We start from the raw sequence: 825 nt of genomic DNA, 5'->3' as shown, positions 1-825 counted from the left end.
GCTGCGGCCGTGCTGGCCCTGGCCGCGGTGGGGGGATACTTCGGATGGAACTATTATGAACAACGTGCTGCCGAAGCGGCATTGGCCGTCTTCGAGCAGGAAGCTGACTACCCCCTGCCCGAAAAGCCCTCTATCGCCGTACTGGCATTCGAGAATTTGAGTAGAGACCCGGAACAGGAGTATTTCGGCGACAGCCTCAGCGAAAACATCATCACCGGGCTGGCCGGGGCCCACGATCTATTCGTGATCGCCCGCAATTCCTCTTTCCAATACAAGGGCAAGCCGGTGGATGTGCGGAAAATCGGGCGGGAGTTGGGCGTGCGCTACGTGCTGGAGGGAAGCGTGCAGAAAGTCGAGAAGCGCCTCCGCGTCACGGCCCAGTTGATTGACGCCGCCACGGGACAACACCTCTGGGCAGGCCGCTACGATCGGGAATTGGTGGATTTTTTTGCCATCCAGGATGAGATTACCCTCAAAATTATGGAAGAACTGCTAGTCGAACTAAGCAGGGGGGAATCTATACGAAGATTAGTAAGCGGCACGAAAAATCTGGAAGCCCTTGCCGCAGTTTATCGTGCTGACAAACATATCAAACGCTGGGGCAAAAAAGACATGCTACTTGCTCGTGAATGGAGCCGGAAAGCCATCGCACTCGAGCCGAATTATCCTCTACCTTATACTATTCTTGCCTGGAGTTATATTTTACCGGTTTTCTTCGGATACAGCGACTCTCCCGGAGAGGACCTTCTGCAAGGCGGGGAGCATGCAAAAAAAGCCCTGGAACTCAGCTCCGGCACAGAGGGTCTCGTCGAAATTGGCTACATT

Annotated in this window: 1 protein-coding gene; it reads left to right on the top strand. The window is 54.7% G+C overall.

The features are described from left to right. A partial coding sequence (locus FVQ81_18785; protein MBW7998575.1) for a hypothetical protein occupies positions 1-825 on the top strand: 825 nt, incomplete at both ends.

The sequence above is a fragment of the Candidatus Glassbacteria bacterium genome, assembly GCA_019456185.1.
Lineage (GTDB): Bacteria > Gemmatimonadota > Glassbacteria > GWA2-58-10 > GWA2-58-10 > JAJRTS01.
Note: the sequence above shows the minus strand (reverse complement) of the source record. Positions and strands in the feature narration are given on the sequence as shown.